This is a genomic window from Okeania sp. KiyG1 (assembly GCF_014132355.1).
In the GTDB taxonomy this organism is placed as follows: domain Bacteria; phylum Cyanobacteriota; class Cyanobacteriia; order Cyanobacteriales; family Microcoleaceae; genus Okeania.
Genome location: NZ_BLZO01000169.1, coordinates 1 through 24,851 on the forward strand (window position 1 = coordinate 1; position 24,851 = coordinate 24,851).

The 24,851-nt window shown below is 35.7% G+C and carries 18 protein-coding genes, 1 tRNA gene and 1 pseudogene; 10 read left to right on the forward strand and 10 right to left on the reverse strand.

Going from position 1 to position 24,851, the window contains the following annotated elements; genetic code table 11:
* Positions 1 to 102 precede the first annotated feature (102 nt).
* Both SAGCYANO_RS37085 and SAGCYANO_RS37090 read left to right on the forward strand, forming a co-directional pair.
* Positions 103 to 184: transfer RNA gene (locus SAGCYANO_RS37085), tRNA-Leu, on the forward strand.
* Positions 185 to 215: 31 nt separating this feature from the next.
* Positions 216 to 386: a hypothetical protein gene (locus SAGCYANO_RS37090; RefSeq protein WP_202224610.1), complete on the forward strand. Its 171-nt coding sequence runs from the start codon at positions 216 to 218 to the stop codon at positions 384 to 386.
* 667 nt (positions 387 to 1,053) lie between these two features.
* On the opposite strand, the gene SAGCYANO_RS37095 is transcribed toward SAGCYANO_RS37090, so the two are convergent.
* From SAGCYANO_RS37095 to SAGCYANO_RS37115, 5 genes are all read right to left on the reverse strand, one after another.
* Positions 1,054 to 1,347, reverse strand: a complete 294-nt coding sequence (locus tag SAGCYANO_RS37095; RefSeq protein WP_375340063.1) for a hypothetical protein — start codon at positions 1,345 to 1,347, stop codon at positions 1,054 to 1,056.
* 192 nt (positions 1,348 to 1,539) lie between these two features.
* Positions 1,540 to 1,854, reverse strand: coding sequence for a hypothetical protein (locus tag SAGCYANO_RS37100; protein ID WP_202224611.1), 315 nt, complete (start codon positions 1,852 to 1,854; stop codon positions 1,540 to 1,542).
* Positions 1,855 to 2,153: 299 nt separating this feature from the next.
* The gene (locus SAGCYANO_RS37105; RefSeq protein WP_202224612.1) at positions 2,154 to 2,363 is read right to left on the reverse strand and encodes a hypothetical protein; all 210 of its coding nucleotides are present in this window, start codon (positions 2,361 to 2,363) and stop codon (positions 2,154 to 2,156) included.
* Positions 2,364 to 2,505: 142 nt separating this feature from the next.
* A complete protein-coding gene (locus SAGCYANO_RS37110) occupies positions 2,506 to 2,805 on the reverse strand; it encodes a transposase (protein WP_202224613.1) in 300 nt (99 codons plus the stop codon).
* 555 nt (positions 2,806 to 3,360) lie between these two features.
* Positions 3,361 to 3,531, reverse strand: coding sequence for a hypothetical protein (locus SAGCYANO_RS37115; RefSeq protein WP_202224614.1), 171 nt, complete (start codon positions 3,529 to 3,531; stop codon positions 3,361 to 3,363).
* Positions 3,532 to 3,859: 328 nt separating this feature from the next.
* Here SAGCYANO_RS37115 and SAGCYANO_RS51035 point away from each other — a divergent pair.
* The 3 genes and pseudogenes from SAGCYANO_RS51035 to SAGCYANO_RS37130 all read left to right on the forward strand — a co-directional run.
* Positions 3,860 to 3,949 (forward strand): annotated as a pseudogene (locus SAGCYANO_RS51035) (hypothetical protein); the annotation flags it as partial.
* Positions 3,950 to 4,152: 203 nt separating this feature from the next.
* Positions 4,153 to 4,704: a DUF3611 family protein gene (locus SAGCYANO_RS37125; protein WP_202224615.1), complete on the forward strand. Its 552-nt coding sequence runs from the start codon at positions 4,153 to 4,155 to the stop codon at positions 4,702 to 4,704.
* A gap of 624 nt (positions 4,705 to 5,328) precedes the next feature.
* Positions 5,329 to 6,456 carry a helix-turn-helix transcriptional regulator gene (locus tag SAGCYANO_RS37130; RefSeq protein WP_202224616.1) on the forward strand — a complete coding sequence of 376 codons (1,128 nt, stop codon included), beginning with the start codon at positions 5,329 to 5,331 and terminating at the stop codon, positions 6,454 to 6,456.
* A gap of 645 nt (positions 6,457 to 7,101) precedes the next feature.
* On the opposite strand, the gene proB is transcribed toward SAGCYANO_RS37130, so the two are convergent.
* Positions 7,102 to 8,211, reverse strand: a complete 1,110-nt coding sequence (gene proB / locus SAGCYANO_RS37135; RefSeq protein ID WP_202224617.1) for a glutamate 5-kinase — start codon at positions 8,209 to 8,211, stop codon at positions 7,102 to 7,104.
* An 860-nt stretch (positions 8,212 to 9,071) separates the two neighbouring features.
* On the opposite strand from proB, the gene SAGCYANO_RS37140 reads away from it, so the two are divergent.
* A complete protein-coding gene (locus SAGCYANO_RS37140) occupies positions 9,072 to 10,142 on the forward strand; it encodes a Gfo/Idh/MocA family protein (RefSeq protein ID WP_202224618.1) in 1,071 nt (356 codons plus the stop codon).
* A gap of 668 nt (positions 10,143 to 10,810) precedes the next feature.
* On the opposite strand, the gene SAGCYANO_RS37145 is transcribed toward SAGCYANO_RS37140, so the two are convergent.
* Together SAGCYANO_RS37145 and SAGCYANO_RS37150 are read right to left on the reverse strand one after the other, a co-directional pair.
* A complete protein-coding gene (locus tag SAGCYANO_RS37145) occupies positions 10,811 to 11,167 on the reverse strand; it encodes a phenylpyruvate tautomerase MIF-related protein (protein WP_202224619.1) in 357 nt (118 codons plus the stop codon).
* A gap of 483 nt (positions 11,168 to 11,650) precedes the next feature.
* A complete protein-coding gene (locus SAGCYANO_RS37150; protein WP_202224620.1) occupies positions 11,651 to 12,130 on the reverse strand; it encodes a flavin reductase family protein in 480 nt (159 codons plus the stop codon).
* 421 nt (positions 12,131 to 12,551) lie between these two features.
* Between SAGCYANO_RS37150 and SAGCYANO_RS37155 the strand changes: the two genes are divergently transcribed.
* Complete coding sequence (locus tag SAGCYANO_RS37155) at positions 12,552 to 14,345, forward strand: ABC transporter substrate-binding protein (protein ID WP_237397050.1); 1,794 nt, start codon at positions 12,552 to 12,554, stop codon at positions 14,343 to 14,345.
* 1,006 nt (positions 14,346 to 15,351) lie between these two features.
* Entirely contained in the window at positions 15,352 to 15,792 is a 441-nt protein-coding gene (locus tag SAGCYANO_RS37160) for a hypothetical protein (RefSeq protein WP_202224621.1), read from the forward strand.
* A gap of 2,466 nt (positions 15,793 to 18,258) precedes the next feature.
* On the opposite strand, the gene hetR is transcribed toward SAGCYANO_RS37160, so the two are convergent.
* Both hetR and SAGCYANO_RS37170 read right to left on the reverse strand, forming a co-directional pair.
* Entirely contained in the window at positions 18,259 to 19,158 is a 900-nt protein-coding gene (gene hetR, locus SAGCYANO_RS37165) for a heterocyst differentiation master regulator HetR (RefSeq protein WP_202224622.1), read from the reverse strand.
* Positions 19,159 to 19,729: 571 nt separating this feature from the next.
* The gene (locus SAGCYANO_RS37170) at positions 19,730 to 19,969 is read right to left on the reverse strand and encodes a hypothetical protein (protein ID WP_202224623.1); all 240 of its coding nucleotides are present in this window, start codon (positions 19,967 to 19,969) and stop codon (positions 19,730 to 19,732) included.
* Between the two features lie 935 nt (positions 19,970 to 20,904).
* Here SAGCYANO_RS37170 and cysC point away from each other — a divergent pair.
* Both cysC and SAGCYANO_RS37180 read left to right on the forward strand, forming a co-directional pair.
* Positions 20,905 to 21,432, forward strand: a complete 528-nt coding sequence (cysC, locus tag SAGCYANO_RS37175) for an adenylyl-sulfate kinase (protein ID WP_202224624.1) — start codon at positions 20,905 to 20,907, stop codon at positions 21,430 to 21,432.
* A 23-nt stretch (positions 21,433 to 21,455) separates the two neighbouring features.
* Positions 21,456 to 23,111 carry a polysaccharide biosynthesis/export family protein gene (locus SAGCYANO_RS37180; RefSeq protein ID WP_202224625.1) on the forward strand — a complete coding sequence of 552 codons (1,656 nt, stop codon included), beginning with the start codon at positions 21,456 to 21,458 and terminating at the stop codon, positions 23,109 to 23,111.
* Positions 23,112 to 24,851 lie beyond the last annotated feature (1,740 nt).

Here is a 24,851-nt window from a genome sequence, read left to right on the forward strand (position 1 = left end):
ACCTGTATTGCGTGCTAGAGAAATTGATAGATGGTCAAGTAGTCAAAAATATTTGGATCTCTTGCAAAATTTGACAAGAAATGATTATAATAGTCAAAGTAAGGGCGGGTGGCGAAATTGGTAGACGCACCACACTCAAAATGTGGCGACTTCGGTCGTGAGAGTTCGAGTCTCTCTCTGCCCACTTCTACTAAAATGAGGTGGTATTTTTATATATGGCACAAAGATTAAAAAGGTGGGAGTCTCCTCGTTACCAGGGAAGAAATATTAAAGGGAGAGGAGGAACTGCTAGATTAAGGCAAGTCAAAAAGCAACAACAGCAACTCAGAAAAAATCTAAAAAATCAGGAAAGTGGGAACCGAGGGTTCCCATTTTTTATTTTTTGATAAAACTTCGATCGACTTTAACAAATAATCATTTCAGGCACTAAAACTTTTTTTCTCAACTTCTAACCGTCCTTAATTTTTCCTGAATTGTAAGAAATGTCTTACCTACTACTATTGCTTTAGACTCTCCACATATATAACAGTACCATCTTTAGCGTTTGACAATAAATTTGAGCGAAAAGGGAGTAGGAAGTAGAGAATAATAAATAGATAAATGTCCGCATTCTATACTTTATTTTAGGACAAGTTACTTACCTAAACTTACCTAATCTTCTTGATAGTTGATGCTCCCAGTGCTGAATAATTTCCTATAGCTAAATTTTTAATATCTCTATCTGAAAACTAATCTCATGTAAGCTCAACTCTATAAACTTAGCCTGCTTAATCAAAGTAAGTTTACCAAGTACCGAGTGTTCAAATAAACTATAAATATGGTTATATAGTAGTTTAACTTAAAGATGAGACGTTTTTTCGTTTGAAACTCCCTCATAACAAGAAAGTTTTGTCTCAATCTAAAGTTAAATGACTATAGTTTTCTACAGAATGGTCTAGTAAGGCAATATTCTCATAAATAAGGTATATGCTTAATCTTAATCAAAAAGCCACGAATATCAAAAGCTTGACTAATTTTGATAGGAGATGAAGAATTATTGCCGATCATATAATTTTAAGGAAGATGATTTTTCTTTCTATTTAAAATTGGCAGTTGTGGACGAGAAGAATTAGACGGTAGATAATATTCTGGAACAGGAGTAGGTCGATCGAGATGAGAACGCTGTAACAACCAGAAACGTAATATAATAGCGACTCCTACTGTACTCATCCCCAGGAAAAACAGAGACCAACTTGCCCCTAAACCACCAATAACAGCATCAACCGATCCTACTGTCACGAAAAAACTAGCTAAAGGCTCTTTTCGATAAGCAGCCTTCAAGAATTTTGGCCATAAAGCTTCAATCATAAGCTTAATTTGATACAACTTAAATTTACTCGTAAGTTTCTTAGATTCAAGGGAATTAACTAATTGTCTAATAAATGCCCTTTATATCCTTATAGATATTAATAAACTAACTATAGTTCGTAAAAATATAGTCAAATATGACTAATCCTTATTTTGCAGGTGTTACTCTGACTGGGTGAACTACAACACCCTCTATCCCATGGTCAAAGACATAAGGGAGCTGCTTTTTTCATTATGTTTAGAGAACCGTTGACGTAACTCATTGATTAATCCAATGCTTGCGGTACAATTGCATTCCTCTTTGTCTTGATGCAGTCGCTCATGGGGGAAAACCCCTTTGGCCGCGCTGCATCGCTTTATTCTTTTTCCAGAAAAGGTGACTTGATTTTTCTCACTTTTGTTGTAAACAGGAATCAAATCATTATCTATAAAACTTGATGCGGAGGTATAAGATTCTTCTGTAATAATTACATCTATTCCTACCATCTTGGCTTTATAAGATAACATTTCTATTAACTTGTTATAGGGAACAGATACAAAGTTATGAAATATTTCTTTTCCCTAAATTTATCTTCTGCTTCCACTCTTCATTGTGCCCTATTATCAATGTTCCTATTTTCTGATTAATCAGGGTATTAATAATCAAACGAGATGATTTATGAAGATAATCATTGATTTTAAATTCTCTCTTTATTACATAAGCTTTTTCAGTCTCTTACTTGATTGATTTTCCTGGAGTTGAGATTGTAGGAAGCTTTTAACTTTATTATAGTATTGATTGATAGATTTTAACGGTCTGCCATTTATCACTCTTGGGTTTTATTCCGGCGCTTGATTAAAAGTTTCGGCTGTCGCCGACATGAAAATGTAGCTAAATTGTTTAATCCTATATCAATACTGGCACAACGATTTTTTTCTAGCTCGTATTGTTTTTCGCATTTCTCATAAATCACCTCTATTACATAATGGTTAAGTCTAGGGACGAGACGAACTTGTTTAATTTGTGAAGTAGGCACTAAAGTTTTGAGATAAATCCCTGTTTTACTTGGATTAATAATTCCTTGTTTTAATTGCCTCTTGCTGATGGTTTGTGTGGTATAAACTACAAGATTTCTTCCCGTTATTTTATTTTTATATCTAGGAAGACGAGGACGAGCATTAAACTTTGATGGGTTCTGTTTGATAAACTTCGTTCGCTGCTAAAAACTTTTCGGTGTTTCTATCTAGTACCATCAAGATTTGTTGAGATACTTTAGCTGGAATTGCTTGATAATCTGATTGAGTCGAGAGTGTTTTTTGCAGGTCATAATAAGATAGATTTGTCTTTTCAAATATAAAAGACTGACGAACTAAATAATTAGCATAGTTATAGAGATTTTTAGACAATAAACACAGTCGATCAATTTCAGCATAAAACCGATGATTTTTGTATGGGATATGTCTCTCAACTAATTTCATAAATCAAGGAGTTAAAATTATATTAGGATTCGAGGACGCGCGGAATTTTTCTGATTATTTAGTCTGAAACTAAGCGTGCCAATTTCATTATACTATTAAACCTTTAGCCTTGGAGTTATTAAATTTTGTCAAATATTTAGTAGCTATGCTTGTATAAATCAACGAAGATATTTGACATTACTTGACTATATATGACTATATTTACGTATAACTTTTATTATATTGCCATATTAAACTTTAAATCAGAAAATTACTGTTGATTTTTCTTGCATATTCAATATTTAGCAATTAATTAATACTAAATATATTGAAATTGTCAATGTGGAAAGTGAATTAATTGCTACAGAGAACTAATTCTCACTCTAGGAATAATTGAGATTAATGCAGTATAGTTGCAAACTAGATAGAAATTGTTGGTAAGTGCTTGACAATATTAGGCTTACCAACAATATACTTCTACTATATTTTTATTATAGATAGACTTTTGTATTGGTTTAATCCCTATTATATATGGTGGCTAGTAGCCCTCTGTATAATTTAGGTATAACTAAAACTTTAATTGAGACCTAACCAAGATAGTAAACCTTCTCCAGTAAAGTATTCAATTGCCAGAGTTAATACAAAGCCAATCATAGCAGCTCTGCCATTCAGACGTTCTGAATATTGGTTAAAACCGAATTTTGGTTCATCCAGATTAGGTTTAGTAGTAGGTTGTGGTTGCGTCATAATCAATGGGTCTCGAATTTAATAAAGTTTACAAATAGAGTTGTTTATTTACAATTCTTAAATATATTTTTAAAAGGAGTTGACCTAGAGTCAACCACATTGCCAAAATTCGATCAAATATCCGCAGAAAGCCCCTACTGTAATCCTCAATTCAGAATCTTATGGGAATATAAGTCTACATTTCTCATATTGCTCAAACATCAGCATAAATGTTAAAGTTTTAAGTATATTTAGGCCACTGGTCTATATATCGCTAGCGTCAGTCTCTTATTGGGCAAACTCCAAGAATGTTTTGGCAAGTCTTTAGGAGACTTTAGGAAGAACTCATTCTTGTCCGCATTGCGACATAGTAATAGACCGCGACTTAAATATCGCGATAAATATAAAAAATAGGGCGACAGGACCCAGACGTCCTTAGAGCTTCGTGGAACCCGACGAGAGACCGGGGCTACGAAACGAGAGAGCTTACACTAATTTGACGCTATAGTGTGGGAGATGTCACACCAGACAAGATTAATCTGGTCAGGTCGGTGCGCGAGAAACAAAAACCACCTGTAGCGTTTTCTCTCAAGCACAACGTCGTGAGTATATCAAAGCATTGACAAATACATAAGCATAAATATGTCAAACTTATCAGACCTACCAACTGCTGTTAAGCAAGTAGCTAATTCACTCCGGTTAGGCGGATGGGCTTGTTTCTGGTCCCAACTTGTCTTGGGGGTAATTTCAGGCTTCATGTTTTTATTTGCTGTTTTCATTTTACCTGATCGAATGAATGAAGGAGGTGCAGGAGGCAGCCTATTGTTTCCAATTTGTGGGCTTGTAGTACTAGGAGTCAGCATCTTCTTTTCATTTCGTTACACTCGCTTGGCAAGGCAATTACGAAAGCCTGAAGCTTCTTCAAGGCCAAGTAGAGCAGATACAACTCAACAAGTGAAAAGGACTTTAATTACTAACTTGGCTGGGATGGCTCTAACTTTATTAGGAGCAGAAGCAATTGGAGGTATTTTATTAGGCGAATCATTAGTTATGGGAGCGTCTGTATTTAACTCTACGGAACTAGAAAAATTTACACCGGATATTATTATACTATTGGGTAATACTCACATTATTGTGGCTCATTTTATCGGAATTGTTGTAGGACTATTTTTACTAGATCGAGTTTACAAGTAGTCAGTAAAATTGCATTTTTACAGCGCAATTCATTTAAGTAGACTACAAAATTATTTTGGTTTAGGGAGTAGCGAATAGGCATTAGGATAATGCTTTGGTCACTGTAGTCTATGTATCTGACAACTTCTATAAACTGTTTTCAATAATTATCTGAGAAAAAAATTTGTATATTCAGTTAATAGTTTTGTAGAATTGCACTTTCTATTGATACTTTAACTGGATTATTAATTTGTAGGCAATTAATCTATCTATAAAATTTACAGCAAATTTTAGGAAGCGTGAAGTACAGTTTGAGACTAATCTATAATTTTTATTCATTCCCAGTTAAGTGTTCCCTGTTCCCTAAAGCATAAAACTTTGTACCTTATAAAATAAAATCGAAAACTGCTGTATATAAAATTAATGACTATATTAAATATGGCAAAAACTATTTCGCAATAGATAAATTAAAGGTTACTCGTTAGAAAAATTTGCCAGGAAAAGAAGAAACTGAAATATTTGGAAACTTGTATAAAAAACAAAAATTAAATCTTCACGCTTCTTATATCCGGAATTAACAGTAAGTTCCAGAATAAATTACTTAGATTACTCCTATTAACTATATATAAAACTAAAACCATAACTATGGAATTAAAACCTACATCTGGTTATAGTTTTTCTGGGCATATTCCTATAGAAATTGGTCAAGATAATTGGCGATCGCTACTGAGTAATATCGAAGCTGAAACTTATACTAGCCAAGTATATAGTGTAATGTTGACTGACATAAAAACTTCTCTAGAAGAAGCAGTAGCTCAAACCCAATCTCAAATCGAAGCGTTAGGACTAGAACCAATAAAACTCAGCCTAAAAAACTTGACTAGAACATTAATACCAGAAGAAAAAACATCTTCAGCAGACCCAATTTACTCTCATTCTCACAATATCAATGAGCAGAGAGAAAATATTAATTACCAAAAAATGAATCAGGAACAGTTAATCCAAAATAACCAAAATCAGCCTCAAACAAACATGAGTACCAACCTAACTACTACCGTAGAATCAGACATTACACCCGAATCAACCTTAGCATCCATAGATACCCAAAACATGGAAACTAATCTCTCAGAAAATAACCAAAACTCCTTAGAAGAGTTACCACCAGAAAATAATCGACGAAAACGGCGAAAAAAACTCACAAAAGCAGAAAAAGCAGCCTTATTAGTTCAAGAAAGAAATACATATCTACAGCAACTAGGGGAAAAACTACAAAAAGCACGAAAAATGCGTTGTTTATCTATGAAACAAATTCATAAACAAACCTTCGTACCCCTTCATTATCTAGAAGCCATAGAAAAAGGCCAAACAGAGGAACTACCAGAAGATGTATATCTTCGAGGATTCATCTTTCGTATAGGTAACGCTTTAGGATTTGATGGAGTAGCTTTAGCAGAAGCTTTACCTATGTCCGATCCACTTCAAGGGTTAATGCCATCTTGGTCTAAATCCAATAAGAACATTGGATTAGGTATAGGTCCCATTCATCTATATGTAGGTTATACAGCTTTAATGGCCGGCGCAGTAGGTGGACTAAATTGGATGTCTCAACAACCAAGTCCAGGAGCAAATCTTACTCCAGATAAATTAGACACTCCTGATTCAGTTGCTCACTCAGATAAACATTTAGAAACTACTCAAACACCAGGATTAAAATCTACTAAAGGTAGTTTAGTAGTTGGTTCCGATGTTGCTCCACCAGAAACAATGATTTGAAGAAGAAGTTCAATAATTAATAATTAATAATTAATAATTAATAATTAATAACTGGAGAGTACAAAGTTCTTCTAAAGAATGATTAGCTGTCAAGACTAAAAGTATTACTGGAAAAGGCTTACAGCACCTACAAGTTAGATAGCTGAAAGCCTTAGCTAGCAATAGTTATTCCTAGAACTTTGCACTGTCTAGTTAATAATTAATAATTAATAATTAATAATTAATTAGGGCTTGCTGATTAAATCTCAAAGTTTTTACAGATAAAGGTAAGTGCCTTTTTAAGTATCAAAAAGTGCGAGGTTTTAGGCGACTCAGGTTCAAAATCTTAGGATTTTGGTCAAGAGTTGGACATAAAAATCAAGGGATGATTCTTTCTACTATCTCCTCTATAATTCCCCGTTCCTCCTGTCTCCTGTCTCCTGTCTCCTACCCCTACCACTAATACTTTATGAGCGCAAACCCTAATTAGGGTTTGCTGATTAAATCTAAAAGCATTGACATATAAAGACAAGTGCCTTTTTGAGGTCGAATTGCAGTGCTTGGTATCACGTCTAAAACGCTTAAATTTGAGCGTATTTTTAGGCGCATAGTTGGGCAGAACAATTGACTCGGTCCTCCTGAGGACTGACTTCCAGTTGAAGGCTGTTAACATTTGATGACAAGGTTATCCCTATGTACTACTGTGTCAGATCCTGTATAGCCCAAAATATCAGGTATATCTTCTGAGCGACAACCCAGAATTTGTTGCAATTCAGTATTGCTGTAGTTCACAAGTCCCCTAGCTATTTCCCCACCTTCTTCATCGCACAGTTCTACAGCATCCGATGGATAAAACTCTCCTTCTACTTGAGTAATACCAGCAGCTAGTAGAGATTTACCAGATTCAGAAATTGCTTGAACTGCACCCATGTCCAGATAAAGCTTGCCCGCAGGTACTAAAATATTGGCGATCCAATGTTTGCGGGCATTTACTGGTTGTGGTTGAGGTTCAAACTGAGTCCCAATGGATTCTCCATTCAGAATTTTTAGTATATTAGCAGGAATTTGGCCATCAGTAATGACGGTTCGTACTCCTGCCGCTGTGGCAATTTTGGCAGCTTCAATTTTAGTAATCATTCCACCAGTTCCTCGTCCACTAACAGAATCTCCAGTTTCAACTTGAAATTCTTCGAGTTGTTCTATTCGCTCTACTAAGGTAATAGGTAAAGCATCTGGATTATTTCTAGGGTCGGCAGAATATAACTTGTCAACGTCGGTTAATATAAATAACCAATCAGCTTCTACTAGACCAGCAACTAAAGCTGATAGAGTATCGTTGTCTCCGAATTTCAGTTCTTCCACAGCAGTAGTGTCATTTTCATTCACAATTGGGACTACATCCATTCGTAACAATTGTTGAAATGTATTGTAAGCATTGACATAGCTACTACGTCGTGAAAGCTCGCTCCTAGTCAGTAAGATTTGGGCCATTGTTTGTCGCAAAGATGTAAACAAGTCTTCGTAAACTCGCATTAGTCTTCCTTGACCCACTGCTGCTACTGCTTGCTTCATGGCAATATTACGAGGTTTTTCAGTTAGTCCTAGGCGATCGCAACCTACACCAACTGCTCCAGAAGAAACCAAAACGACTCGATGTCCCTGAGAACGTAGATTGGTAATAGTCTCGATCAAGCTAGCAATTGTGGATAAAGCCAAATTTCCAGATTCAGAACGAGTCAGACTGGAAGTGCCTATTTTTATTACTATTGTTTTCATCGAAAAATATTGAGCTAATTTTTGATTGCTTCGACTCTTAGAAATTACCTCAAAATTAGAAAACACCAAACCCTTTATAAACAAGAGATTGGTGTTTTCAGATTTTTATATTTAAGACCTTTATATTTGCTGGCCTCAATTTAATTTTTATTGAAGTTAATTATTTCATAGAGTTTTAGTAAATTGGGAAAATCATAATATTTTCTTTAGATTTGGGTTTAACGAAGTCAGGAGTCAGAAGTCAACCCACCCCTAACCCCTCCCAACCCACCCTAACCCCTCCCAGGAGGGGAAGTAGGGGCGAATGGCCATTTCCTGACGCAAAGCTGCCGCTAACGCCCTTCAATAATTGATAATTGATAATGGATAATTGATAATTACCTCTCCCTAAAAGGAAGAGGATTGAATCAAAGGAAAATTTTTTCTTGTTTCTCCTTAAAAGGAGAGGCTTTAAACCTTAATTATTCGGTAAAGAAGTTATTTTTGTAACGGGGATTTGAGCAAACCTCCAAAAATATTTCGCCTTAAAACGCGGGGTTTTAGACCCATATTATTTTGATAATTTTTTAGATATAGCGATAGTTATACTGGTTTTGAGTTGTGAGATATTGAAAACTGTTAGGGAACAAAGAACAGGGAACAGGGAAAATTTAATTTATAACTTCTGACTTCTAACTTTTGACTTTTGACTTCTAACTTCTAACTTTTGACTTCTAACTTTTGACTTTTGACTTCAGCTACAGCTATAGCACTAGCTCCCGCCAGCAAATATAAGATAAATTTGCAAAGGCTGAACAAAAAAACCTATTACCTTACTCTAAATAGGTGTGGTGGAGGAGAATCTAGGAGTGCTAAATAGAATGTCTAAAGTATATTCATCCGTTTTTACGAAACATGGTCAACCAGAATCTCTTCGTGTAGGAGTTATTGGGGTTGGTAATATGGGGCAGCATCATACCCGTGTCCTAAATTTACTCAAAGATACAGAATTAGTTGGTGTCGCAGATATTAATGTGGAAAGAGGACTCGATACTGCTAGTAAATATCGAGTTCGTTTTTTTGAGGATTACAAAGACCTTTTACCTCATGTTGATGCTGTATGTGTAGCAGTCCCGACCCTTCAGCATTACGCTGTAGGGATGACTTGTTTAGAAGCAGGAGTCCATGTCTTAATGGAAAAACCTATTGCTGCTAGTATCGCCGAGGCCGAATTTTTGGTAAATACTGCTGCTGAAACTAACCTAATTTTACAAGTAGGGCACATAGAAAGGTTTAATCCTGCTTTTCAAGAACTTAGTAAAGTCCTCAAAACTGAAGATTTATTGGCCTTAGAAGCTCATCGGATGAGTCCTTATTCTCATCGAGCTAATGATGTGTCTGTAGTTTTGGACTTAATGATCCATGATATTGACTTGTTACTAGATTTAGTTGCTTCTCCAGTTGTCAAACTAACTGCTAGTGGAAGTAGTGTTTCTAGTTCTGGAAATTTGGATTATGTAACAGCTACTCTTGGTTTTGCCAATGGTATTGTGGCGACTTTAACTGCTAGTAAGGTGACACATAAAAAATTACGTTCTATTATTGCTCACTGTAAAAATTCTTTGACAGAGGCAGATTTTCTTAACAATGAAATTCTGATTCACCGTCAAACAACAGCAGATTATGTGACTGATTATGGTCAGGTTCTTTATCGTCAGGATGGTTTAATTGAAAAGGTTTATACTAGCAATATTGAACCTCTTCATGCAGAGTTAGAGCATTTTATTCATTGTGTTGGTGGAGGAAATCAACCTTCAGTTGGAGGAGAACAAGCTCTTAAAGCATTACGGTTAGCTAGTTTAATTGAAAAAATTGCTTTTGATGGTTTAGCTTGGAATTCAAAAGATTCAGAATGTGATTTGTTGAATACTTCTATGTTAAAAGTAAGTTAAAGTATAGGGAATAGGGAATAGGCAACAGGCAACAGGCAACAGGCAACAAGCAACAGTGGGAAAAATATTTCCCTCTCTAAGGTTTATTATCAATATAAGTCCTAAGCAACCCATTCTTTGCTATGGGAATTATTCAATATAGCAATTCTCATATTGGTGAGGTACAAAATTCGTTTTTTTTAGGGAGTAAGGAGTAGGGAGTAGTAATTGGAGAAACAGGGGATAGAAAAAAAGAAAAACAACTGTATATCACTAATTTGAGAAGCGCTATATAAGTATTATTTCTTGAATTAATTACTCCGCCTTGTTGATTAATTTAGGCGGAATTTTATCGCACAAAGAAGAAGAAATACCTGGGATGGGAGCAAGATGCTCCCACTGTTCTCGTAACAAAAATAATGACAATGCACGACTATTACCAAATAATTAATAATTAATAATTAAATAATTCAGCTTACTTTGCCGACCCTTTCAAGGGGAAAAAAGCGGTCGAAGGGTGGGTCTCTACTCCCTAACCCGAAATAATTTTGTAGTCTACTTAAATGAAAAACGCTGTAATTTTTAATATTTTGATGAGGGCAGTTTTAACATAAATTATGAATAATTTACTCACTCTCAATTATGAGTTAAAACTACCCTATATAATTCTCGGAAAAAAGGTAGAAAATTTAACCAAATGTGGAACTATTCCAGCCCCACATCGAACCTTTAGCGTCAGAAAATTCTATATAAATTCGATTTTTTGGTACGCCTAAAACCTGATTAATTTGTTGACAAAAATCTTGACTTATTCCTTTTGTTTGCTGAGGGTTCATACTACCAATACTCTTAATTTCCATGTAGCAGACAGGTTCATCACTACTACCACCAAAAGTCATGGGAATATCTGATTCAAAAGTAGTCATTACATAAGATTCTGGTTTGCCAAAATGCTTCGCCATACCAGAGGAAAGGTTTTTTAAGAGGCTGTCAATTTTATCTTTTTCTGGTTTAGAAACAGAAGTTTGAACTTTAATTAGTGGCATAAATCAATCAATAATTAGGGTTTGCTGAAAAAGTCTTTAAGTAGGTGCAGGAGACAGGAGACAGGAGAATTTAGAGGAGGTAGGAGTAAGAATTGTAATAATGATTTTTCTGCCCAACTATGCGCCTAAAATATCAAATTTTTGAGCATGAAGAGCTGAAAAATTTGCACTTTTTTCGATACCAAAAAGGCACTTGTCTTTATATGTCAATGCTTTTAGATTTAATCGGCAAAGTAATAAATTAACAAAAAAATGGTTATAGCTTAATCTAGTAGATATGAGCTAAAGAGCTATTCATCAAAACTATATCTATATAGCACTCATAAACATCAAAAAGCCGATCACTGAGTGCCAATTAATATATAGTGTTTCTTAAGCTACTGAGGTAGAGTTGTTTTTGTTCTGTTCTTATTTCCTACTCCCTACTTTCTAAAACAAAGGAATTTTGTACCTCACCAACATGGGAATTGCTATATATGACAATTAACCACCATAATTCCAACCTGTACTTTCTAACAATAGAGGGTCTCCCTCACGATGTACACCTGCAGCAATTACTTCTCCTACATATACAGTATGGTCGCCTTCTTCCACAGCACCAACAACTTTACATTCCACATAACCAAGAGTATCTGAAATAATTGGACACCCAGTTTCTCCCAGATAAAATTCTATATCCTCAAATTTATTTCCCACACGACGTTGAGGTTTGAAAAATTGTTGAGCTAAATCTTTTTGTTCTGCTGCTAAAAAGCTCAGAGAAAATACCCCACTAGCCTTAATCATGGCATGGGATTTAGAATCTTTATTTACACAATTAACAATTAGGGGAGGCGCAAAAGATGCTTGCATTACCCAACTGGCTGTAAAACCATTAACTTCCTCACCATCCTTAACACCACAGATGTATAATCCGTGAGGAATCTTACGCAATATTGTTTTCTTCGCCTTTTCGTCTAACAAAGTTTTACCTAATATTATTTATGAAGGTTACATTTTATATTTTAACAAAACTTAACGCATTGTGGTCAAATCTAAAAATTTACCGAAAAATTGTGGTTTAAAGCCTCCCCTTTTAAGGGGATAATAAATAAAAATTTTCATGATTAGTCAATCCTATCCGTTTTCAAGGAGATGTATTTGTTAATAATTAATTATTAATTATTAATTATTAATTGTTGAAAGGACTTACGCAAATTCTTAGACAATACGCTATAAGTAGGGGGCGTTTTGCTACCGCATAACTCCGTTAACGCTCCGCGACATGTAAAGCGGAGCTTTGCGGAGCGCAAATGCCATTCGCCCCTACATCGAAAAATATACAGCACATTTTGTGATGTGATTATAAATTTTGCTCGCTAAATAAAAAAAAATTAATATTTTAATGATGTTTTCTCTAAACAATTTTTTCAAGAAACTAACTCATCAAAAAATTTGGCGTTTTATAGCAGTAGCATCAATAATTGCCACCTTAGCGATCGCCTGCAACAACATCCAAAACACCACAAACTCAGAAACACCAACCATCCCCGAACCAGGTACCCTCGTTTGGGCGCGCTACAGTGACTCCGACACCCTCGACCCCCACAAATCAACATCACCATTATCTAGACAAATAATCGATCAAATCTACGACACGCTTTTGGCCTTCGATGACCAAGGAAAAATCCAACCAAACCTAGCCAAAGAATGGTCAGTCAGCAATGACGGCCAAGAATATACCTTTAAACTCAACGAAAATATCAAATGCCATGATGGCACAACCTTTGATGCGAATGCCGTTAAATTTACCATCGACAGAGCGATCGACCCTGAGACAGAAAACTACACCACAGAAAGTTGGGGACCAATAGAAACTGTTGAAGTTGTGGACGACCTCACAGTTACAGTCAAAATGTCTCAAGCTTTTAGTCCCTTTCTCCGCTTTCTCGCCGATCCTTACTCCAGCATGATATGTCCTTCTGCCATTCAAACCTATAACAACAAATTTGGCATAGAAGGAGTAATAGGTACAGGTCCATTCAAATTTACTGAGTGGACTCAAGGGGAACAACTTGTACTGGAGGCTAACCCAAACTACAAAAATTATGGGCGACAGGTAGAAAATTCTGGTACTCCTTACATCAAAAAATTGATCGTTAAAACTATGCCAGAAAGGGAAGCGCATTTAGCAGCACTCAAGTCTGGAGAAATTCATTTAACTGAACCCCCACTAGAAGAAATTTCTGCTCTTGAGGAAGACTCAAAATTCAAGCTTCATACTGCTGAGAATACTGGTCAAATAGTATTTTTAGAGTTCGTTACTTCCCGACCTCCCTTTGACGATGAGAAAGCAAGACAAGCAGTAACTTATGCAATAGACCCCAAAAAAGCAACTGAGGAAGTATTTGCAGGTTTAGTTAAACCTTCCGAATGCCCGATCGCGGATGTGATGTTTCCTAGTGATGAAAAACTTTGTTCGGAGTTTAGTATTAAACCAGACCCAGAAGAAGCAAAAAATCTATTAGATGAACTTGGTTATAGTGAGGATGAACCATTAGAAATAACTCTTTTAACTTGGAAAGGAGGAAACCGTCAAAAAGTAATAGAAAATTTTCAAACTCAGCTAGAAGAAGTGGGAATCAAAACTAAGTTAGAAACAATGGATATTGGCACTCTTAATGCCAGAATACAACAGGAAAATAGTCAAACAGAAGGTAATGGTGTTATTGATATGATGGGTTGGTCTTGGTATGACCCAGATTTTCTTTATACATTGTGGCATTCCCCTGGTTGGATGGGGGGTTATCACAGTGATGAACTGGATACATTACTAACAGAAATGCGAACTACAACTAAGTTAGAAGAACGAGAAGAAAAAGTTATAGAAGTTCAGAAATATTTGTTGGAAAATGCAGTGATGATGCCACTTTATAGTCCTGGTTGGATGTGGAGTTATGTTAGTAGTTCAGATGTTGAAGGTTTTAAGATAGGTGCTTTTAATCGACCTTTATTTAATGATGTAAAATTGTCTAATAATGTAGAAGAGAAAGAAGCAGTTCAGTCTCCTGCAAGTTCTGAAAAAGAAGAAGTAGAACAACCAGTTACTACAGAAGAAGGTCAAGAGGATGGAGAGTCTATTTCTTCACCAATAAATGAGCAAGAAGTAGAAGTTTCTCCCTCTCCTGAAAATGAGTGATTAAGTCTTGAAGAAGGAAGAAGGAAGAAGGAAGAAGGAAGAAGTGGATGGGGATAGTCTTTTACCGAATAATTAACTAATTAATAATTAAATAATTCGCGCCTTGAAGCCTCCCCTTTTAAGGGGAAAAAAGCGGTCGTTGCGGAGCTTCCCGTAGGGTGGGATGGATGGGTTTCCTAACCATATCCAATCGACCAAGAGAAGAAATAATATTTCCTTATATTCAATTCCGTAACGGTTTTAACCTTCTTGTAATTATCAATTATCCATTATCAATTATTCATTAATGAAAAACCACTTCTTGTCTACAAACCTCAACTAATTGTCAACACTGTCTAAACGGGGATATTATACAATTTATCAAAAATTTTTCTACATTTTATTGAGTAGGAGCGAACGACCGTTCGCCCCTACATATCTTGAACACTGAATAGCACAGATGCTATCGGATTTGGGCGTTGGTGATTTCGGCTATGATTGTGCTTTAATGGCGATAGCCTAGCTATTAATTGAAAAGCATTTTATATTTGGCAAAATTTAGGTTTCATAGCTTGATTCACCAACGCCCGGATTTGATATTAAACTCAAAAGAAAAAGTACAAAATAATATCAAATAATTAGGGCTTGCTGAATAAATAGAAAAAGCTGATCAACTAAAGATTTGAGCCATTATCTGTGTGAAAAAAGTGCCAGTTTTTTGCTCTCGTGATCTGCAAAAAGCAAGGATTAGGAGAAGATGAAACGGGAAGTTTTGAGAAATAATTGTTCCAATTAGATTCTCTCAATCTACGATTTCTACTGACTACTGACTACTATAAACAGCAAGAATAGTTTTTCAGCAAACCCTAATTATATGCCAATTAATATGGGAAAATAATCTTTAAAATCTACCCTTTTAGTTGTGCAAATTAATTAATTATCTGGTTTATAAAATGGAGGCAAAATTTTGCTTTATTTATAATTAGATGAAGGTATCCAATAAATAATTAAAAAGTATGTTCCTGCTTTGACTACCATAGGTGTAGATTTTTTGAATTCAGAAGTAGAAGAAGCAATTTATTACTGTTCTCAAGATTTGGAAGATGCTTTTAGGACTACGATCTCTTATTGGTATTGGAAAAAAAGTAATGGAGAAGATTTTGATGCACCAAATAATTTTTTAATTAAAGCACTTAAAGACAATTGGCATCCTTACAAATGGGATGATAAATGGATGGAAAATCAAATGTTTAAAAGTAAAGGAATGAAGTTGTGGGATGAAGCTGAAGTTCACTGGGGAAAAGATAAGCGGAATTATCTAGTGGTTGATATTCAAGAAACGATTATAGGAACAAGAGCGACAATAATTTTTAGGAGTGGAAGAAGTATTGATTTGCGGAAAGTTAGTAGGATGACTTGGGAAGAGTTACTAGAATATGCTGAAGGAGGCTATAGAAAATTGTGCTAAATAATAAAAATTTATCTGAATAATTTTACAGTGAAGTTGTTTGGGCAGTTTGCTAATTACCGAAAAGCGACGTTGAAAGCCCTCGTGTTTTAACCGGGGGATGAAAACAAGCGAGTCGTTTAGACAAGACTTCTTTAGTTGTCCTGTGTTATTATCTCGATCTACAAACGTTTAGACAAAAGTAAGCAGAAAGCTAGGGTTAAACTTAAAGCCGACTGTGTAGGGGCACTTTGACTTGTCCCCAAAGAGCATATCTTTGGTCAGCTAAGAAAAAACGAAGCAATATGGATTTATCCTGTTGCGTAGTATCAACTTAGAATCCCCTCGGCAATAGCTGCGGGGAGTAGTCAAACATTACAAATTACCGAATAATTAAAACGCTTTTCACCTGAGTAGACCACAAGGTCAGCCATCTATTGTGGAATTCGCAGCTATTTGCACAATTAAATGTATTTCATGATAATATTTTCTGACGACAAAGAATTAGCCCTGGCCTACTCCTGAACGGACGCCATTCGCAGCTTTGCGGAGCGCAAATGCCATTCGCCCCTACGACCCTACGACCCTACTCCTCCACTCCCCTACTCTCTAAAAAGACTTATTCAGCAAACCCTATTTAAACTTGTCCATGTCTTGGATAAGTAGCTACAGATATTGACATACTCTCCGGTCTAAAGGCGCGGAGATTCTCCTGAAACCAGGATTCTTGGTTTGCGCTCCGCAAGGCTACGCCAACAACGAGTCCACTTAAATTAAACACCTTGCGGCACCTAACCCAGGGATGGTTCTCACGCCTGCGCGTTTGCTCTATTCCAAGAGCCTGTTCCCGTATGCCCTACGGTACAGTTCAAACCTTAAAAAAACTTTGGTTCTCTGATACTTGTTGCGAGCGAGCAATTCCTAAGTACAAGCATTCCTGTACAAAACCCCATAACTCTTCTCTTGGTCAGCATTCCGCAAGCGAGCTGACGGCGACGCGGGGTCTGACCGCAGTTTTCAAGGTGCAAACGCTACAAGTTAGGTAGCTATAGGTTTTTAGAGCGGTTGAATACCTTTCCGTGAATTTAAGCATAACATAAAGTCCCCCTAAAAGGGGGAGGCTTTAAACCCAATCTTTCGGTAAAATAACTAAAAATTATCAAAAATTAATTTAAGCATTAGTTATTTAAAATCAAATTAGCAAAATTAGTTCAACATACCTTTTTTGGGTGTAATTTAGGGCGAAAAATGATGCGATAGCACAGCTCGCACCTCTATTTCCTACCCCTCTAGAAAAAGCTGAAAATATTGATAGATGAACAATACAGCCTTTATTGCTCAAAAGTAAAAATTAGTGTATTTTGGAGTAAAGAATTTGGCTCTGCCTAGAAGCTTACTAAAATGATAATACCGCAATGTGATTTATATTTTGCCACTCTAGTTTCATTTAATGTAAAGATCGAATGCTGGAATATTCTAAGATGTTTTTCCACTCAGATCCTTCCTTCCTTTCTCCTTTTTCCCAAGTTCTATAAATCTACGGGCAACTAAGAAGTCAGGACTCATATCAAATCCGGTTGAATTTACTATTGTAGTTGAGGGTGTGGAGATGGAGATTAGGGGAGTAGAGGAGATTGAAGGCTTGAAGTAATTATAGAATTACAAAGATATATTAGATTTGTCTCTAAATTGATTGATGGAAAAAATTGCTCAAATTAAGAAACAGCAGTAATTACAGATGTCACGAAAATCTCTAAAATCCTTACTTGACTTGGGTTTGTCAGTTTTTTGTAGTTATAAAGCTACAAGTCTATATATATAGCAGTCGAAGGAAAGGTGTTTGACAGTTAATATCAAATCCGGTTAAATAACCTCACAACCAATAGCTTAAAATGCTTATTATCAGGTTATTGGATCTATGTGCAATTAGGCGGATTTGATATAAAAAGTTTAAAACTCAGATAACGTAAGACTTTTCTCTCTTCCTTGTTTCTTCTTCCTTGTTCTTTCTGCTATGTCCTATGTAAGCTGATTCTATATCAGAAGGCGCGAAGTAATCCCTGGCTAAGTTTTTCCTGCTCAAAGGCTTTGTAAAAAGCATAGATCGATGTCACAGACCTATTTGCAAGTACTATAACTACTGAATTATACGATAATTAATTATCCTGATACTATCAGGACTTACCCATGAAGTACGAAAAACTATGACTTGAGATTACTTGCCTATCAGTAGCTTCGGACGGAAATACGTTGAGATGCATAAGTCCTAACTATATCGCACCATTATCTGTGCTACCTCACATAGAATTGGTATAACACCCAACACCTACAACCTAACGCCTAATTCTGTACAGCCTCACATAAAATTGGTATAAAGTTGTTTAATAAGCTAATTACAAATTAGCCACCTTCACTTGAAAATTCAATTAAATCAGGAGCTAGAATAACTTCTAACTCCTCAATGAGCGAAGTTTACAAGTAATTAGACTAATCATCCTTGGGGCCAAAAACCATCTGTACCACCATTTGTTTTCCGTCTGATTGATGATAGCGGTCTGCCCAATGTCTAATGATTTCGTCTAACTCTTCTTTAGCTTGCTCATAGCGGTCTGGAGAAATATCAAACTCCTCCAAAATACGCATTACATTATTGTTTTGTTCTGCCCAATCTCTCATCATACGGAAATAGCGAGCTGTATCCTCGACCATGATATAAGTGCGTTCCTCCTGATCTTCTGGGGAATAAGAAGATCGAGTTAGGGCATAAAAAGGCATTCCCCAAGGAGAATCCACCTTTGTAACCGTACCAGAATAAATCAAGCGACGTTTAATATGTTCTGCTAAAGCTTCACTCAGAGGCATTCGGCGTTCTGCTGGTAAATCTTCCTGAGACCGTCTGTGTAAAAACTCAATTAATTCCATAAACTGAAAAGAATTAATCAATTTGGCATCAGGCATATTAGGGGGCAGTTTAGTTTCAGTATATCGCTTTTCCTCAGTAGTAAGATTGTTACTAGGAACCCTTGATTGCCCAGGAGTCCAAGGATACTCTTCTAGCCACACATAGGGAAACTGAATCAAATAGCGAGGCTCTTGAGAACCCAACATTTTTAGTAGTTTACCTTTAGTGAGTGCTTCTTCTACTTCTTGCACAATTACTTTAACCCGTTTAGGTTCTATGTGATGCAGATGTCCTGTCATGCGCAGATTTTGATTTTGTTCAACATAGGTCATATAAATCGCACATTTAGCCGCAGTTGCAGCTGCATCCAAGAAAGCTCCATGACGATGCCCGCTCGTCCTCATAGCACTAAACGCCAGATATAACATAATCTGATCCATAGCACTCGGGCTAAGGCTATTAATCAGATCGGTATCATTTTTCATTACAATCCCCAAAATAACAAAAACATAACAGGCATAGTATCATCCTCTATTAAAAATTAAAAATATGCTAACAATGATGATACTTAAACAATAGAAAGTCAGCCAAATACAACTCTTGTGCCAAACAAATATACATCTTTGAGACGTCTTGGATTTGGCATAAGAGCAGGCACGCAAATTCAGCGTGCAAATAGTTTGTTATATTAGTAGATTTTGACACCCTGTGTACTTTTGACTGACATACATATATATATCAATTCTATATCAATATAGCATATAAAAGTACCATCGATCCCACTTATAGCAGTAGTATCAATGGTTACTAAAGTTAATAAACCATTTAGATTTTATGTTTTCTGTTAAAAGTTAAAGGTCTGAAGCTATATAGTTTAAATATCTAACAGCTTACTTTATGGTACTGAAAATAAAATTCTCTCATTCATTAATTAACAAGAGAATTTTTGACAAATTTTCAGATATTTAAGATTGTCAAACCAAAGGCTCAAACTATTTGAGCAAAGATATAATTAAGAATTCAAACTTAATATCACAGGAGACATTTTTCTGAACCTCAGCGTCCACTACCACGATGAGGACATTTGTCACTTTCAAGCTCAGAAGTACAAATTGTGTTTACAAAAGCTCGTATGCTTCTCTTTCTGACACGCTCGTCATGAGTTCTAGTTCGAGCAGAACCTCTGAAAAATGTAGAAGATAATGCTACTTCATTGTCAGTGATTAAAGCTTTGCTACTAGGAGCATTACCTAGCAATAATAAAAAGGAAAAAATAATCGCTGTGTAATTTTGCATAGGTTTTATCCGTGTGAGAGTATCTATTCTCTGATACGGATATTGAAGAGAGAATCAGGATGTTTTGAAATAACTTATGAATTTAATTTGCTTTTATACCGATTTTTAGCACTAAAATATTTACCAATAATTGTGGGGAGTAAGTAATACTAGGACTGAAAAAAAGGGGGTTAAGTAAAAGAATATTAAAGTGGGTTGACGAATAGAAGCGGATTTAAAATTCAAACCTCAATTAATTCTAAAGATTATGAAAGAATGAAAACGAAGCTTCAACTATCTACCCATTATTATCCGGTTTAGATAGCCCCCATTCAGTAAATAAAAAATAAAATTATTAACAGGTTGATGGCCTACAGCAGTTTTTAGATGGGTAAACCACAGTTAAAAAGTTAGGTGGTAGGTGTTATACCAAGCTTGAAAAAAGAATATTACAAATAGTTTTACTCCTTTAGATGTGTAGATGTGAAATAATTTCGGTGAAATTACTGTATTGTTAAAGTTTTGAGTTCTAAAAATATTACTTTTAACTGTCAGACCTGTGTCTTATATCATGTCCGGATAATTAGTGATAAAAAAAACTTCCTCTTTCTTCTTCTTTCTTTCCTCCTGAGTCCTGAATCCTGAGTCGTTTATTTATAACTATTTAACCGGACATGATATTACATTCTGTTGGTGTAGCCTTTCCGCAGGAAATGGAAACCTCAGAATTACGCACTGGATGCATGACTTTTGACTTCCGTGAAACGGTATTAGGTGGTAGGTGAAACAAGGGCTACGAATCTCACAATAGACTGCTGACTTTGTGGTCTACTCGGATGAAAAGCGCTGTAAAATTTTATTTTTTTTTGTCAAAAAATTTACATGAGTATTACCTACTAATTCAAAAATTCTGGTAAAATATAGAATTAGTCAAAACTCGCAAAAATTAACTTAAAATGGAAAAAGGATTCATTTTGTGGTTTACAGGCTTAAGTGGAGCTGGGAAAACAACTATAAGTAAGGTTGTGGCAGAAAAGTTAAGAGAAAGAGGTCGTAAAGTAGAAATATTAGATGGAGATATAGTTAGAGAAAATCTATCAAAAGGGTTGACTTTTAGTAAAGAAGACCGAGATATAAATGTCCGGAGAATTGGATTTGTAGCTCATCTCCTTAGCCGTAACGGAGTAGTAGCAATTACCGCAGCAATTAGTCCCTACAGAGAAATACGCAATCAAATTAGGGAAATGGATGAAAACTTTATAGAAGTATATATAAACGCACCTTTAGCAGTATGTGAAAAACGTGATGTAAAAGGATTATATGCCAGAGCTAGGGCAGGAGAAATTAAAAATTTCACTGGTATTGATGACCCTTACGAGCCACCAGAAAGTCCAGAAATTATTTGTTGCACAGATAAAGAAACATTAGAGGAAAGTGTAGCTCATATAATTAGTAGTTTAGAAAAATCAGGTCATTTGGCGTAAAAAAAATAGGGAGGGAATCAGCAATGAGGCAAAATAAATCTAGAGACCGCGAAGATGAAATTTTGCTAATAAAATCTTTATCCAAAAATCTAAGTTATGGAGTAATAGTTTTATTATGCAGTTGCTGGAGATTGACATATTCTGCACAAGCTCAACCCCTCTCTCAAAAATTTCAGACCCCACCAGCAAACTCAACTTTACCCAAATTTACAGAATCTTGGCCTGAAGGTACGGAACCAAAACCACCACTGCTTCCTCCAGCACCAGAACCAATATCTATTCCTGAACCAGAAACTCCTTTGCCAGACTCAACAGCATATACACTCGGCAGTGGCGATCGCGTTCAAATAGATATCTTCAATATGCCAGAATATAGTGGAGAAAATGGCCAGCATAAAGTACAAATTGATGGGACTCTTAATTTGCCATTGATAGGTAATGTATTGGTTGAGGGAAAGACTTTAGATGAAGCAAAAGAATTAATTCAAGAAAAATACGGGGAATATCTACAAATATCTATAGTTAATCTCAATCTCTTAGCAGCACGTCCATTAAAAATAGCGATCGCTGGAGAGGTCCAACATCCTGGTTCGTATACTATTTCTCCTATTGTTGATGGAGGGGAGGATGTTCAAGGTGGGACTCAATTACCTACAGTGACTAAAGCGTTACAGGTTGCAGGTGGAGTGACGACTTCAGCAGATATTAGGCAAATCAAAATTCGTCGTACCCTACTCAATGCTCCAGAGCAAGTCATTAGTATTAATTTATGGGAACTACTGCAAGAGGGTAATTTGCGTCAAGATATTCCTCTGCGGGATGGGGATACTTTATTTGTCCCTAGTATTACTGAAGTTAATCCAGTAGAGTCTGCTCAATTAGTAAATGCTAATTTTGCTGGTACTAATACTCAACCTATCAATATTGCTGTGGTGGGAGAGGTGGCACGACCTGGTCCATATATATTAGAAACAGGTATTGACCAAAGTCTGCTTTCAGCTACAGAAGAAAATTTAGATTCTACGGAAGCAGATAATAATGTTTCATCTGCTCAAAATACTAAGTTGCATACTGTTACTAAGGCAATAAAAATGGCAGGGGGTATTACTCCATCTGCGGATATTCGACAAATTAGGGTGCGCAGACTAACTCGTGCTGGTACGGAACAAATTATTAAAGTAGACCTTTGGCAACTTCTGCAAAATGGGGATTTAAACCAGGACTTAGTTTTAGAGTCAGGGGATACAATTTATGTTCCAGTAGCAGATGAAGTTAATTTGGATGAATTAGCGGAAGTTACTGCATCAAGTTTTTCTCCTGGTAATCTAAAAATTAATTTGATTGGAGAAGTTGTTAACCCTGGACTAATTTCTATGGTTCCGAATAGTACGCTTAATCAAGCTTTATTAGCGGCAGGGGGTTTTAACCAGGGAAGAGCTGAAACTGAAGAAGTGGAGCTTATTCGTCTTAATCCAAATGGTACGGTTACTCGTCGTCAGGTACAAGTAGATTTTTCTGCGGAAGTTAATGAGGAAACTAATCCTACTTTACTTAATAATGATGTGATTTTAGTTGGTCGTTCTGGTCGAGCGGCTTTGAGTGATAATGTTAGGGGTGTTTTAGCTCCTTTTAGTCCTATTAACAGAATTTTAGGGGTATTTTTAGATATTTTTGATTAATTTGGAAGGAAGAGGGAAGAAGGAAGAAGGAAGAAGGAAGAAGGAAGAAGGAAGTAGGAAGTAGGGAAAATATTGCGTTTGATATATCAGTAGCTCCATATAATAGTAGGGAACAGGCAATAGTGGGAAAAACTTTTCCTCATACAAATATTTGCTCAAAGCTTTATATAATTTTAGTGATGTTTATTAAGCTGTTAAAAATTTGTTAAACATTTAAGCTATATATCTCAATTTTGGGAAAGCCAACAGGCAAAATATAGTATTACGAAAAGCAGTCCCAAACGCTTTTAGCAATGGGATAGAGGAGCCAGTGCGTTGGGCGGGTCTCCCGACTTGAAGCAACTGGCGTGGTGTTGTAGTTCACCCCGTTAAGGTAACACTTAATTAAAACACTTGTCTAGGAATATTTTTCTATAGATTTAGTAACTATAAAACTAAACTTGGTCTTATATAGAATCCGGTTATATAGTATATGTTGATAATTCTATAATTACTTAAATATTTAATCTCCCCCACTCCCCACTCCCCACTCCCCTACTCCCCTCCTGGGAGGGGTTAGGGGTGGGTCCCCTACTTCCAACTATACAATCACTATTAAACCGGATTTTATATTAGCTGAGAATTAAAATTATTGAATAAAGATATGTAGCAGTTCTAGGTCTGCTATGAAATATTATTAAATTTATGTAAGCATTTCCTGCGGAATGCGGAGCTAACAGCTATTAGCAGTCAGCTATCAGCTATCATGATGAGGTTTTAATGAATATAGACTGTTGAGCGCCAGCTTTTATAGTTAGTAGTCGTGTAAAAATAACTTGAACAGTTTTTTTAATGGAAGCTATATTTCACAATTTATCCCAGATAAAATTTGTACAACTTATTATTACATGGCTCCTTAAGTATAAATTCTGCCTAAATTAGTAAAGCTTTTATCTAAAACTAAAAGCAATAGCTGATGGCTAATAGCTGACAGCTGAATGCTTACAAATTTATCTTGCTTGAGTGACAGTAATAATACCAATTTGAAAAAAGAATGCTACAAAAAGGTAGACCTCGATCGGATATGCTTAAAAATAGCTAGTATAGTTCATTTTAGAGAGTTATTTATATCGTTTTTCCATTTTTTTAAACATTTATCCCTTCTTCCTTCTTCCCTCTTCTTTCTTTCGTACGGACTATGCAACGTCCCTACCATTTGTAACAAACATTTATCACGCTTGGTATGACTTTATTTTTGGGGTTGCACGCTATGGAATGATATTGCCAAAAATTAGTTAGAATTTGACTAAAAAAAACCATTAATTAGAGTTTGTTGAAAAAGTCTTGTGAGTGAGGGGAGGAGTCAGGAGTTAGGGGAATTATAGAGGAGATAGTAGGAAGAATCGGATATAGTGATTTTTCTGCCCAACTCTTGACCAAAATCCTAAATTTTTGAATCATTACCACCTAAAACCTAGCACTTTTTGATACTTAAAAAGGCACTTACCTTTATCTGTAAAGACTTTTAGATTTAATCAGCAATCCCTAATTAATCATTCTAGCAATTGATTAATCCAAAATCAAATTCAATCAAAAATCTAAAATCATTCGTCACTGTACAAGGTCTTATTTTTAACTTTTAAATTTATAAATATGAAACTCGAAAAAAATTCCCTAACAGAGAATATAAAATTAAGATGCGTCTTAGTTTAGAATTAAAATTATTGAATGAAGATACAGGGTGTTTCATATCAGTGATGT